We start from the raw sequence: 11,742 nt of genomic DNA, 5'->3' as shown, positions 1-11,742 counted from the left end.
CGGCCGCGTACGGCGAGAAGGGGCCGCGGCGGGGGGTGCCCGCCCGCAGTGTCGGGCGTCAAGAAACAGCACATCCCACCCCACAGCACCGCCCGACCGAGGACGGACACCCCCGGCGCCGCGGCCCCGCCCCCAGACCCCTACGCGCACCCCCACAACGCACCACCACGCGCCGCGACCCGCTCCCCGACCCGCCGCACCAACTCCGCACCGGACATCACACCGACCCGCCGCCCGTCCCGCAGCCGCAGCGCCACCTGATCCCCCTCGGCCTCCCGCGCCCCGATCACGGCCTGGTACGGCACCAGCCGAGCCCCCCGGATCCGAGCCCCCAGACTGCCGCCCTCCGGCCCGACCAGTTCCACCCGCAGCCCCAGCGCCGAAGCCCGCCGCACCAGCGCCTCCGCCACCGCCCGCTGCTCCTCCGCGACCGGCAGCACCACGAGCTGCACGGGCGCGAGCCACACCGGAAACGCGCCGCCGTGTTCCTCGACGAGTTGCGCGACCACCCGCTCCACGCTGCCGATGATGCTGCGGTGCACCATCACGGGCCGGTGCTTCGCACCGTCGGCACCGACATACTGCAGGCCGAACCGCTCGGGCTGATGAAAGTCGATCTGCACGGTGGACAGGGTGGCCTCACGCCCAGCGGAGTCGACGACCTGAACGTCGATCTTGGGCCCGTAAAAGGCGGCTTCGCCCGCAACGGCCTCGTAAGGAACACCCTCGGCGTCCAGCACCTCCCGCAGCAACCCGCTGGCCCGCTCCCAAACAGCTTCCCCGGCAACGTACTTGCCGCCCTCACCCGGCAGAGAAAGCCGGAAGCGAGCGGCCCGGATGCCGAGATCGGCGTAGGCCCGCCGGATGAGCCGCAGAGCATCCCGGGCCTCCCCGACGGCCTGATCCGGAGTGCAGAAGATATGGGCGTCGTTGAGCTGGATGGCCCGCACACGGGTGAGCCCACCGAGCACACCCGACAGCTCGGACCGGTACATGGCACCCACCTCGGCGATCCGCAGAGGCAGTTCGCGATAGCTGTGTGCCCGCGACCGATAGATGAGCGCGTGATGCGGACACAGACTGGGCCGCAGCACGACCTCCTCACCGCCCAGCCGCATGGGCGGGAACATGTCGTCGCCGTAGTGGGACCAGTGCCCGGAGATCTCGTACAGCTCCCGCTTGCCCAGCACGGGCGAGTACACGTGCCGGTACCCGGCGGCGCGCTCGACCTCCCGGACGTACTCCTCCAGCACGTGCCGCACGGTCGCCCCGTCGGGCAGCCAGTACGGCAGTCCCGCGCCCATCAGCGGGTCGGTGTCGAACAGTTCCAGCTCACGGCCGAGTCGACGATGGTCGTACATGGTCGTTCTCCTCACGTCACTGCGGGAGGGGCGAGCGACCGGCCGACGACGAAGCCCCGGGGCACTCGCCCCGGGGCTTCGGACAGGAATCAGCGCGCCGGGACACTCTCCGGCGTCGTCGTGGAACACACGTAGGCGCGCTGCATGAGAAAAAACTAGCGCCCCCCGAAAAGAAGACGCGAGCCGTTTTCGGAGTAGCCCGTACGGACCGGAGCGCTGGTGACACAGGACGCGGGATGGTCCCTTGAAAGACAACCGATCATGTAAGCGCCCTCCGGGAGGCCCCTCGATGCCCCGCACCCCCACCCGCCTCCTCACCGCAGCCGCACTCACCGCAGCCGCCCTGCTCACCGCGACCGCCTGCACGGCGGGCACACCGCAAGCGAAGGAGAAGCCCCCGGCCGCCCCCAAGAAACCGTCAGCCACCGGCTCGGCACCGGCCCCCCGGGTCCTCACCCAGGCCCAGGCCCAGGCCGCCTTGGTCACCGCGACCGACCTGGGGGAGCCGTGGGCGCCGACGCAGGGGGCGGCGACTTGGCGGGACGGGCTGCTGAAGGCCACGACCGAGTCGCCCGAGTGCCGTCGCCTCCTGGACGCGCTCTACGCCGACGACCTGTTCGGCGGGAACACCGGCACCCGGGCGGTGACGGGCCTGGACGACCCGCTGGACCAGACCCAGCTCCGCTACCAGGTCCTCGCCCTGAACACCTCAGACGTGGACCGCACGCTGGCGTGGCTGAAGTCGCTGCCGCGCGGCTGCGGGAGATTCACGGCGGTCACCGCGCACGGCGCCGTGCAGGGGGTGACGGTCAGGGAGGCCGACCTGCCGCGGGTCGGGGACGCCCAGCAGGGTCTGCGGATCACACTGAGCAGCGAGACGGCGGACGGCGAGCCGACGGTGCTGACGATGGACGTCGCCGCGGTCCGCGTCGGCGACGACACGATCGCGGTCAGCCTGGGCGGCCTGGGCGACGTCTCGCCGGACGCGACGCGGGCGGCGGTGGAGACGGGCGTGCGCCGACTGAGCGAGGTCAGAAAGTCGGGCCGGGCACAGATCTAGTGAGCACCCGCCCGCCTAGGCGAGCCGCTCGACGGCTTCCTTGGCCTCGCGCAGGTCGGCCCCGGTGGCCTCCCGGTAGACCTTGATCGCCTGGATCTTCTTGCCGTCGCGCAGGAGCGCGGTCACCTCGTCGTTCCAGGGTTCGGAGGCGTCGATGCCCAAGTGCTCGATGATCAGGTCGAGTTTGCGCTCGACGCGGGCAACTCGCTTGTCCGCGCGGGAGATACGGCTCTCGACGCTGCCGACACCGACGATGAGGAAGAGGGCGGCCAGGGAGTAACCCAGTATGTCCATGGGCCCGATCCTAGAGGTCGCCGTCGAACCTCATCCTGCGCGCCACGACGTCCCGTGCCACGTCGAGGACCGTAAGGCCGAGGACGAACGCGTGGCCGCGCAGCCGGGCCAGCGCATCGGCCGCGTCGGCTCCGAACTGCGCCATGATCATGCCGACGGCCTGGTTGATCTCGTCGTGGTCGGCGACCAGCCCGCACACCCACGGCTCGTCACCCCGCTCGCCGCACTCCTCCCACGGCAGCGTCACCAGGGCCTCCGTGAGGAGCCAGGCCGCCCGCCGCGCGGTACGCAGCTGCCGCTCGGTGAGCTCCCCCGGGGTGCCGCGGTAGAGGTCGAGCGTGCCGACGCACAGCGCGTCGATGCCCAGCGGAATCGAGTACACGGCCGCGACTCCGGCGGCAGTCGCCTGGTGGGCGAACACCGGCCAGCGTTGCGGGTCGCGCCCGGCCGTGAGGTCGCAGGCGAGCACGGTGGCGCCGAGCCGGCCGGCCAGCGCCCCCGGCCCCTCGCCGACGGTCGCCTGGAGTTCCGCGAGGTGGGAGGCCGCCTCGTCGCTGGCGCTGATGCGTACGGGCACCCCGTCGGACCGCAGGGAGACGCTCGCGCCGCTCACCGGCAGCAGTTCCACCAGCGCCGCGCACATCCGGCCGGGGATCTCCTCGGGCCGTGCCCCGCGCAGTCCCGCGATCACGGCCTCGGCCCGGGCGTGGTCGTCCCCGGACCCCGAGGCACCGCCGAAGAACCCATCGCGGTCGTCGCCGGACCGCACGGCCACCGCCTCCTTCGGTCACAGCCGTACCCTGACGTCTCCCCCTCGGACATGGCACGCATTCGCGAACTTCCCGCAGTACCCGTGCGACCACGGCCGAAACGTCGTCGCCCGCCTCAGCCCCGCCCCGCCACAACACCGCACCGAACACCCGCCACAACACCACCGCACCGACCCCACCGGTCACAACGCAGCAGCACCCACCCCACCGGTCACAACGCCGCAGCACCCACCCCACCCGTCACAACACCGCAGCGCCCCTCACAACGGCGGCTGTGCGGGAGCCGGCCCCAAGGTGGTGGTGCCCGGCGCCGTGCGGTGACCGAGCCCGGTCCGGTAGGCGTCCAGTGCCGCCTCCACCCGCCCGGTGCGCCGCAGCAGGTCCCCCAGCAGCCGGCACAGGTCGGCGAGGTCACCCGCGGCCCCGGCCCGCTCGAGCAGACTGAGCGCCCGTACGTAGTGCTCCTCGGCGGTCTCCGTGTCGCGGGCGTCCTCGGCGATGATGCCGAGGAGGCGGTGGGCGGCGGCGGAGTGCAGCGCGCCGCGTTCGGAGTTCAGGTCGCTCAGGGTGTCGTGGAGGAGGGCCGCGGCCTGTTCGGACTTGCCGCGGCGGTGCAGTACGTCGGCCAGCTCGACGGCGACCTGGCTGCTGTAGAGGGCGGCCCGCTTGGCGGTGAGCATCTCCAGGGCCTGCCGCAACTCCGCCTCGGCACGCTCCAGTTCGCCGTTCTGGGCGCACACGTACCCGCGCATCCAGTGGCAGTTGGCGAGTTCGGTGCGGATCTGCAGGGTGCGGTACAGCTCGGACGCCTTGGCGAGGGAGGCGTCGGCCTCGGCGATACGGCCCTCGGCGAGCAGGGTGCGCGCGACCGAGCGGTGCATGCGGGCGACGAGCGCGGGGTCGCCGGAGTGGGGTGCGAGGGCGAGGGCGAGTTCGGCGGCCTGGGCGGCGCGGGCGTGGGCGCCCATGTCCATGTAGGGGCCGATGATGCTGGCGTACAGCAGGAGCAGGGCGTCGGGGTCGTGCAGCCCACCGCGGTTGAGCTCGTCGAGGGTGGACTCCAGCAGGTAGACGGCGTAGCGGAGTTCGCCCGCCAGGTAGTGGGAGACGGCGCGTCCGCGCAGGGCCGGGACGCGGGCGGGCAGCGGGGCGTCGGCGAGGGTCTTCTCCGCCCGTTCGAAGTACCGGCGGGCGTCGGTGAGTTCGCCGGTGTCCAGGGCCGACTCGCCCAGTCCCAGCAGCGCGGCGGCCTGTACGTCGGCGAGGTCGTGCCCCTCGGCCTCGGCGAGCAGCGCGTCGTACTGCTCGGCGGCCCGCTCGGCCTCGCCGCCGGCGAGCGTGCGCTGGGCCTCGGTGAGCCGGAGCCTGAGGTCGGTGGCGAGCCGGGCCGGACGTCCGGTGGCGAGTTCCTCGTACGCGACCCCGAGCCGCTCGGCGATGTGTCTGAGCGCCTCGTCGGAGGCGCGCACCCGGCCGGCTTCCAGGGTGGAGATGTAGGCGGGGGTGTAGGCGGGCTCGGCGAGCTGCTTCTGCGTCAGCCCGCGTGCGGCTCTGAGCTGCTGCACCCGTCTGCCGATGACCTCCGGTTCGTCGCGGTCCGCCATCCCCAACTCCCCCTGGCCCTCTTGCTGTTAGCCCCCGTCCGCCCCTAGGTTAAGCCACGGATTAAACATGCTTAACCCGTTGCTGTAATCACCGCTGTTGCGAGGTCGCCGTGAACGAACGCACCAGCCCCACCGAGCGCTACGCAAGAGGCTTCGCCGCCGCGCTGATCGCCGTGGCGACCCTGGTCCTGGCGGCGAACGCGGGCCCGGCGAGAGCGGCGAACGATTCGAAGCCGGCGGCCCAGATCCACCAGACCGAACAGGCCGAACAGACCCAACAAATCCACCGAACCCGGCACAGCGACTGAGGACGCCCCCTCCCCGGGAAACTCCACAACGCACAACCCACACCGCGCCGCACACCGCACACCGCGCGCCGCACACCACTCGCCGCGAACAGCATCCTCACAGCTTGATCGGTTCCGCGAAATGCCCCCGCGAATTTGACAGAAAGGCCTTTCCAATAAGGCCTCGGCCCTGCCAGTCTTCGGGCCGCCCGGATGTCATGTCCGGGACGAGCCCGTTCGTCGACTGGAGCCCCCCATGCCCCACCGCCTCGCCCGTTCCGCGGCCGTCGCGGGCAGCGCCGCGGTCCTCGCCGTCGCCCTCGCCGGCAGCGCCTCCGCGGGCGTGCTGCAGAACCTGCCCGAGAACGCGACCGCGTTCCAGAAGAACTTCGAGCCCCTCTACGACTACGACACCGAGAGCTGCTACCCGGCCGCCGCGATCGACCCGGGCGGCAACCTCAACGGCGGCCTCAAGCCGACCGGTTCCATCACCGGTGAGTGCCGCAGCGGGCACCTGAACCACGCGAACACCTACTCGCGGGCCAAGTGCAACAACGGCTGGTGCGGAATCGTCTACGCGAGCTACTTCGAGAAGGACGAGGCCTCGCCCGGCATCGGCCACCGCCACGACTGGGAGTGCATCGTCGTCTGGGTCAAGGAGGGCGCGGCCACCCCGTCGTACCTGTCGGCCTCCGCCCACGGCGGTTTTGACACCGAGCCGGTCGCGAACGTGCCGATGAGCGGACAGCGCGTGCAGGTCGTCTACCACAAGGACGGCGCGAGCACCCACGCCTTCCGCTTCGCCAAGTGGGGCGAGACCGCGGAGAACGACACCGGCGCCTGGCACCAGGAGAACCTGCTCACCTGGGACGACATGGCGTCCAACCTGCGGACGATCCTCAACGGTTCCGACTGGGGCAGCGCGAACCTCCCGCTGCAGGACTCCAAGTTCTCCGACCACCTGAACAAGGCCAAGCCGAGCGGCATCACCTTCGACCCGTACGCCTGACGCGCGGCCGCGGCCGGCGACGGAGGCTTCCCCTGCCGTCGGCGGCCGCTTTGCGTACGCTGCGGGGATGACCTCTGCCGCCGCGCGCACCGCCCTCGACCTGACCGCCGACCTGCCGGTGACCGCCCTGGAGGACCTCTACCGGGACCTGCACCGCCACCCCGAGCTCTCGTTGCGGGAGCACCGCACGGCAGGACGGCTCGCCGAGCAGCTGCGCGAGGCGGGCTACGAGACCGCGGAGGGCATCGGCGGCACCGGCGTCGCCGGGCTGCTGCGCAACGGCGACGGGCCGACCGTGCTGCTGCGCGCCGACATGGACGCGCTGCCGGTCGTGGAGGACACCGGGCTGCCGTACGCCTCCGAGACCCCCGGCGTGATGCACGCCTGCGGGCACGACCTGCACGTCACCTGGCTCGCGGGCGCGGCCCGGGCGCTGGCGGCGGGGCGGGAGACCTGGAACGGCACCCTGCTGGTGGTGGGCCAGCCCGCCGAGGAGTCCGGGCAGGGAGCCGAGCGGATGGTCGCGGACGGTCTCTACGAGCGGTTCCCGCGGCCGGACGTGCTGCTCGGGCAGCACGCGGCGCCGGGCCCGGTCGGGTTCTACGCCCACTCCCCGGGCCTGATCATGTCGGCGTCGACGGACGTCGACATCGTCGTGCACGGGCGGGGCGGGCACGGTTCGCGGCCCGAGACGACCGTCGACCCCGTCGTCACGGCCGCCCACCTCGTCACCCGGCTGCAGACCGTGGTCTCCCGCGAGATCCCGGCGAAGGAGTCGGCCGTGCTGACCGTGGGCCGGATCGAGGCGGGCACCCGGCACAACATCATCCCGTCCGAGGCGCGCATCGCCCTGAACCTGCGCACCCAGTCCGAGGAGGTGCGGGCGCGGATGCTCGCGGCGATCCGCCGTATCGCGGCCGGCGAGGCGCTCGCCGCCGGGTGCCCGCGGGAGCCGGAGATCACGGTGGGCGCGACCTTCCCGGTCACCGTCAACGACGCGGACACCGACCGCCGGGTCGCGGCCGTGCACGAGGAGGTGCTCGGGGCCGGGACGGTCCTCGACTTCGGGCCGGTGATGGGCAGCGAGGACTTCTCGCACCTGGCGCAGGGCGGTATCCCGTACTCGTACTGGTTCGTCACGACGACCCGGGCGGATGTGTGGGAGGCGGCCGAGGGTGCGGACCTGATGGAGAAGTTCCTGGCGGTCCCCAGCAACCACAGTCCCCACTTCGCCCCCGACCTCGCCACCGTCGCCCCGGGCGTACGCACATTGGTGTCGGGCGCGCTGGCCTGCCTCGAGGGATGAGGGTCCGGGGACCCTAGTCCGGCAGGGCCTTGCGCAGGGCCCGGTCGAGGGTGCTCGCCAGTTTCTCGTCGGTCGGCGGGCTGTCGCCGAACAGGGCGTCGAGCTGGGCGATGAAGGTCTGGGTGAAGGCGCCGTAGAGGGGCGTGCGGGGGCGCTGGACGGCCCTCTGCAGGGCGGGCAGCAGGATCTTGCGGGCGTATCCGGGGCGGCCGTCCGCGTCGCGGGGCATCGGGTCGGTGCGCTCGCCGGTGGGTGAGGCGGACGGCGCCGCGGTGCCCGTGGTGCAGCGCAGGCGGCGATCCCGGTAGGCGGAGGTGCGGGTGGCCGCGAACCCCGCGTCGAGCAGGCAGCGTTCGCTCTCGGCGCTGGTCAGGTAGGAGATCAGCTCGGCCGCCTTGTGCGCCCGCGGGGACGAGGCGGTCACCGCCAGGTTCTGCCCGCCCAGCACCGCGGCGCCCGGCAGCGGGGCCACGCCCAGCTGTTTCTCGGTGAAGGTCTGGAACAGGCTGCGGTAGCCGTAGGGCCAGAAGCGCAGGAAGGCGGTCCGGCCGTCCGCGAAGTCGCTCATCGATGCGGGCTCGTCGGAGTGCACGGCGGCGGGGAGGAGGTAGGGCGTGGCGGTGCGCCGGCGCAGCTCCGCGATGCCCCGCGCCAGATCGTCGACGTCGGCGTCGTAATGGCCCTCGGCGTCGGTGAGCTTCAGTTCGGGCACCTCCGTCTCGAACGCCTCGATCGCGTTGACGGTACGGCCCTCGTAGCCGGCCAACTGTGTGGTCCAGCCCCTCCGGTAGCCCTCGGGGGCCAGGTCGTCCACGTCGCCGATCAGCGCGTCGATGTCCGTCCAGGACGTGTCCTTCGCGCTCAGGTCGGTCTCCCGGACGCCCGCCTTCCGCAGCCAGTCGCGCCGGTAGAAGAGCAGCCCGACGTCGCTGTTGAACGGCACCGCGTACACCTTGCCGTCCCAGCGGGCCGTGCTGGCGACGGAGTCGATGACGTCGTCCGGGATCAGCGAGCCGGGCAGCGGGCGCACGAGGTGGGCGGCGGCGAACTCCGGCACCCAGGTGACGTCCAGGTTCACCACGTCGTACGAGGCGCTGCCGGACTGCAGGGCGCCGAGCAGCTGGCTGCGCTGTTCGTCCGCGCTGCCGGAGAGTTCGACCAGGCGGGCGTGGTAGCCGGTGTTCGCCTTGTCCTGCTGCCGGTTCCAGGCGTCGATGAGCTGCTCGCGAATGCCGTTCTTGCCGGTGACGTCCCGGCCGCTGGCGATGACGATCTCGCCGGGCACCTCCGGGGAGGAGGACGCGTCGGTGTGTCCCGTCGCGTTGGTGCAGGCGGCGAGCAGCAGCAGGGCGGCCGCGGCCGCCAGGCGCCGTAGGACCATCAGTCCTCCCCCGTTCCGGTGCGGGCGACCTCGTCGGTCAGGCCCGTGCCCAGGTCGTCGTCGGCGTCCAGGCAACGGCCGCCGCTCGCCGCGGAGACGAGGGCGTCCGGCCTGCCGCGGTCGCAGCCGCCGCTCACCAGGGACACCATGGTCACCGGCACCCGCCCCTTGCCGGCGCGGGCCTTGTTCAGCACGTCGTCGAGGGCGGCGCCGGTCAGCCGGCCGTCGTCCTCGTCGTCGGTGATGTACACGATCAGCTCGGGGCGGTGGTCGTCGGTGCCGCGGCGGTGCATCTCGTCGAGGGCGGCGGTCAGGGCGGCGGGCGGGTCGGCCTCGGCGTCCCGGAACCTCGCTCTGTCGACGGCCTGTTCGGCTTCCTTGCGCGTGTGGTGGTCGAAGGGCAGGAGCGTCGCGTACGGCCGCTCGCCCAGTCCCGACACCGTCCATATGCCGAACTCGTCGCCGGACCCGAGGCCGCCGAGCGACTGCCTCAGCAGTCCGGGCCCGCCGCTGGGCCCGTCCCACAGCCCGCCCATGGAACCGGAGTTGTCGAGCAGGTAGAGCACCCGGCCGGCCCCGTTGGCGCCCCGGTACTGCTTCAGCGCCTTGTCCAGCGCACCGCTCGCGGCGCCCTCGGTGCGCGGGGACGGGGCGTGCAGCACTCCGTCGGCCGCGTCCTCGTCGTCCAGCAGCGCCCGGTGGCCGGTGTCCCGGAACCCGTCGCGCGCGAACACCGCCCGCCCGCCGGAGCCGGCCAGCCAGGTGCCGAACGCCTCCGCGGCCCTGTCGCGGGCGGCGCCGTCCCGGTCGCCGTGGTCCCAGCGCACCCGCACGAAGGTGGGCTCGACGCCGGGCACGTCGTCCGGGTACCGGGCGGTGCGCCGCTCGCGGGTCGTTCGGTCGCAGCCGACGCCGGTCCTCAGCAGGAACTCCGGTACGAGGGCGGCGGTGCCGGCGTCCGACGACGGGTCCTCGGGCAGCGCGCACATCAGGTCGGCGGCGGTCCGGGAGGGCGGCCCCGCCTGGGAGACCAGGCGTTCGGCGCGGCCGGGGTCGGTCGGCTTCGCGGTGCCGGTGCCGTACAGGCCCGTCGTGGCCAGCAGCGCGGCGTCGGCGTACTCGGGGTCGGGCCGGCGCACCCGGAAGTCGGCGGTCCGCGCGGTCAGGGCGGCCAGCATCGCCGACAGCGGCCGCCCGGTGCGCGGCCCGGCGCCGGTGACGGTGTCCGGGACGGCGAGCACGACCGGCGAGTAGGCGAGCGGCCTGCCGGCCGCCACCAGGTGGGCCACGGCCGCGGTGTCCTGGCCGTCCTTGACGCGGTCGACGTCGGCGGGTGTGGCGGGGATCCACACGTCCGGCTGCGGCCCGACGTCCCGCTGCGGGTTGACGTCCGGGTCGTTCGGCTCCCGCCAGTCCTCGGTCTGCCGCCTGAGCGCGGTGACCGCGTCGGCCGCGCCCGCGCCGTAGACGGTGATCCGGCTGCGCCGGCAGCCGTGGCCGTCGGTGTTCGCGTCCGAGGTGAGATAGGCGTCGGCCGCCGCGGTGACCGTCGGCTCCAGGTCGGGGTCGGTCAGGACCCGCAGTTCCAGCGGCGGGGCGCAGGAGGCGGAGCCGCGCAGCAGGGCGGAGACGCCGATGGAGCCGGCGCCCAGGACGGCGAGGGCCAGGGCGAGGACTACGCCGATACGGGCGGGGCGGGACAGCTTCCTGAACCGGTCGGCACCGCGCCCGGCCCGTGCGCGGAGCGCGGCGAGCGGGACGGTGAGGGCGTTGCGGACGCGGTGGGGGAGCGTCGGGCGGCGGGCGGGCGGCAGCCGGGACTGGTCGTCGGAGGGCCCGGGGCTGTCGGTGGACGACGTCGGGGCGCCGGGCCGGATCGTGATCGGCAGCGTCGGCCGGGTGCGGGGCGGCTCCGGGGGGACACCCCGCGCCGACAGCAGTACGTCCGCCTCGGCCTCCATCCTGCTGAACGGGCGCCACGGTCTGTCGCGCAGGGTCCGCAGGTCAAGGGCCTCCATCCGGGCGCGTAAGTCGGCGGCGAGCCGGCCGAACCCGACCTCGCCCTCCCGGCCGAGGAGGTGCACGAGTTCGGCGGTGAACGGGGTCGGCGTGGTGTCGTCGCCCGCGTCGATGCGGTGGTTGGGCTGCACGCTCATCAGCAGCAGCACGCGCCGGCGGTCCTCGAAGGGCTCCCACTGCTCCCAGACGTGGGAGGCGTTGCCCGCGTAGCAGCAGTCGAGGATCACCACGATCCGCTCGGCCCGGCTGGCGGCCAGCATGCCCAGGACCGTGTCGAAGGTCTCGGCGCCGGGGAAGACCGACGCCTCGCCGCGGTAGACCTCCGCCCCGCGCAGTTGCAGGAACAGCGGTTCGGCGGCGCTGGGCACCGCCGCGTGCCCGGCGAAGTACACCAGCAGCAGGCCCTCGGCGCCGTTCGCGGCCCCGCGCAGGGCGTTGTGGAAGGTGCCCACGTCGGGCGAGGCCAGGGCGGTGACCTGGTCGGCGCCGAAGACCTGCCCGTCCCGCAGCGCCTCCTGGAGCAGGGTCAGGTTGTGCGCCACCGCCGGCAGCGGCCCGGGTACGCCGTGCGGCGGTCGGACGTGGTCATACTCGCTGACGCCGACCAGCAGTGCCCGGTTGGCCTTGCCACGCGGGTCCACGCGGTTCACG

10 protein-coding genes are annotated in these 11,742 nt (G+C 73.2%); 4 read left to right on the top strand and 6 right to left on the bottom strand.

The window, feature by feature from the left end; translation table 11 throughout:
• Window positions 1-140: 140 nt before the first annotated feature.
• On the bottom strand, window positions 141-1,361 hold the full coding sequence (gene thrS, locus ACIGDI_RS32340; protein ID WP_399904083.1) for a threonine--tRNA ligase: 1,221 nt from the start codon (window positions 1,359-1,361) through the stop codon (window positions 141-143).
• 289 nt (window positions 1,362-1,650) lie between these two features.
• On the opposite strand from thrS, the gene ACIGDI_RS32335 reads away from it, so the two are divergent.
• Window positions 1,651-2,421 carry a hypothetical protein gene (locus ACIGDI_RS32335; RefSeq protein ID WP_399904080.1) on the top strand — a complete coding sequence of 257 codons (771 nt, stop codon included), beginning with the start codon at window positions 1,651-1,653 and terminating at the stop codon, window positions 2,419-2,421.
• Window positions 2,422-2,436: 15 nt separating this feature from the next.
• Here ACIGDI_RS32335 and ACIGDI_RS32330 read toward each other — a convergent pair whose 3' ends face one another.
• From ACIGDI_RS32330 to ACIGDI_RS32320, 3 genes are all read right to left on the bottom strand, one after another.
• A complete protein-coding gene (locus tag ACIGDI_RS32330; protein WP_399904078.1) occupies window positions 2,437-2,715 on the bottom strand; it encodes a ribosomal protein L7/L12 in 279 nt (92 codons plus the stop codon).
• Between the two features lie 10 nt (window positions 2,716-2,725).
• The gene (locus ACIGDI_RS32325; RefSeq protein WP_399904075.1) at window positions 2,726-3,484 is read right to left on the bottom strand and encodes a GAF domain-containing protein; all 759 of its coding nucleotides are present in this window, start codon (window positions 3,482-3,484) and stop codon (window positions 2,726-2,728) included.
• Between the two features lie 261 nt (window positions 3,485-3,745).
• Window positions 3,746-5,089: a helix-turn-helix domain-containing protein gene (locus ACIGDI_RS32320; RefSeq protein ID WP_399904073.1), complete on the bottom strand. Its 1,344-nt coding sequence runs from the start codon at window positions 5,087-5,089 to the stop codon at window positions 3,746-3,748.
• Between the two features lie 110 nt (window positions 5,090-5,199).
• On the opposite strand from ACIGDI_RS32320, the gene ACIGDI_RS32315 reads away from it, so the two are divergent.
• From ACIGDI_RS32315 to ACIGDI_RS32305, 3 genes are all read left to right on the top strand, one after another.
• Window positions 5,200-5,397 carry a hypothetical protein gene (locus tag ACIGDI_RS32315; RefSeq protein ID WP_399904070.1) on the top strand — a complete coding sequence of 66 codons (198 nt, stop codon included), beginning with the start codon at window positions 5,200-5,202 and terminating at the stop codon, window positions 5,395-5,397.
• A 235-nt stretch (window positions 5,398-5,632) separates the two neighbouring features.
• Entirely contained in the window at window positions 5,633-6,385 is a 753-nt protein-coding gene (locus tag ACIGDI_RS32310) for an NPP1 family protein (protein WP_399904067.1), read from the top strand.
• Between the two features lie 67 nt (window positions 6,386-6,452).
• Window positions 6,453-7,691: an amidohydrolase gene (locus tag ACIGDI_RS32305; protein WP_399904064.1), complete on the top strand. Its 1,239-nt coding sequence runs from the start codon at window positions 6,453-6,455 to the stop codon at window positions 7,689-7,691.
• 13 nt (window positions 7,692-7,704) lie between these two features.
• Here the strand turns inward: ACIGDI_RS32305 and ACIGDI_RS32300 are convergent, their stop codons facing one another.
• Window positions 7,705-9,072 (bottom strand): extracellular solute-binding protein, encoded by a 1,368-nt coding sequence (locus ACIGDI_RS32300; protein ID WP_399904061.1) that lies wholly within the window; start codon window positions 9,070-9,072, stop codon window positions 7,705-7,707.
• Window positions 9,072-11,741, bottom strand: coding sequence for a substrate-binding domain-containing protein (locus ACIGDI_RS32295; RefSeq protein ID WP_399904058.1), 2,670 nt, complete (start codon window positions 11,739-11,741; stop codon window positions 9,072-9,074). Before ACIGDI_RS32295 ends, ACIGDI_RS32300 begins: the two co-directional genes overlap by 1 nt.
• Window position 11,742: the final 1 nt, after the last annotated feature.

The sequence above is a fragment of the Streptomyces sp. NPDC085900 genome (assembly GCF_044540925.1).
GTDB classification, from domain to species: Bacteria; Actinomycetota; Actinomycetes; order Streptomycetales; family Streptomycetaceae; genus Streptomyces; species Streptomyces gilvifuscus.
This window is presented reverse-complemented; position numbering and strand designations above follow the sequence as displayed.

What these genes read in the sequence shown, in the direction of transcription:
- thrS (WP_399904083.1), bottom strand. Translation starts at nt 1,361, where the DNA reads ATGTACGACCATCGTCGACTCGGCCGTGAGCTGGAACTGTTCGACACC.
- ACIGDI_RS32335 (WP_399904080.1), top strand. Translation starts at nt 1,651, where the DNA reads ATGCCCCGCACCCCCACCCGCCTCCTCACCGCAGCCGCACTCACCGCA.
- ACIGDI_RS32330 (WP_399904078.1), bottom strand. Translation starts at nt 2,715, where the DNA reads ATGGACATACTGGGTTACTCCCTGGCCGCCCTCTTCCTCATCGTCGGT.
- ACIGDI_RS32320 (WP_399904073.1), bottom strand. Translation starts at nt 5,089, where the DNA reads ATGGCGGACCGCGACGAACCGGAGGTCATCGGCAGACGGGTGCAGCAG.
- ACIGDI_RS32310 (WP_399904067.1), top strand. Translation starts at nt 5,633, where the DNA reads ATGCCCCACCGCCTCGCCCGTTCCGCGGCCGTCGCGGGCAGCGCCGCG.
- ACIGDI_RS32305 (WP_399904064.1), top strand. Translation starts at nt 6,453, where the DNA reads ATGACCTCTGCCGCCGCGCGCACCGCCCTCGACCTGACCGCCGACCTG.
- ACIGDI_RS32300 (WP_399904061.1), bottom strand. Translation starts at nt 9,072, where the DNA reads ATGGTCCTACGGCGCCTGGCGGCCGCGGCCGCCCTGCTGCTGCTCGCC.